We start from the raw sequence: 269 nt of genomic DNA on the forward strand, positions 1-269 counted from the left end.
ATACGGGGCCATAGCTCAGCTGGGAGAGCGCCTGCCTTGCACGCAGGAGGTCAGCGGTTCGATCCCGCTTGGCTCCACCACTCTCTACGCGTTACGTTGCAAGAGAAAGAGTTCAGAAATGAGCGCTTCAGGGTAGACCTGGTGAGTGCTGATTTCTGGTCTTTTGACCGGTACGAATATCGTTCTTTAAAAATTTGGATATGTGATAGAAGTGACTGATTAATTGCTTTCACTGGCAATTGATCTGGTCAAGGTAAAATTTGTAGTTC

General features: G+C 47.6%; 1 tRNA gene. It reads left to right on the forward strand.

Features of this window, described 5'->3' with window-relative positions:
- Positions 1-4: 4 nt before the first annotated feature.
- Positions 5-80, forward strand: a tRNA-Ala gene (locus ACN8M7_RS25990).
- Positions 81-269 lie beyond the last annotated feature (189 nt).

Source organism: Pseudomonas spartinae (assembly GCF_965197125.1).
In the GTDB taxonomy this organism is placed as follows: domain Bacteria; phylum Pseudomonadota; class Gammaproteobacteria; order Pseudomonadales; family Pseudomonadaceae; genus Aquipseudomonas; species Aquipseudomonas composti_A.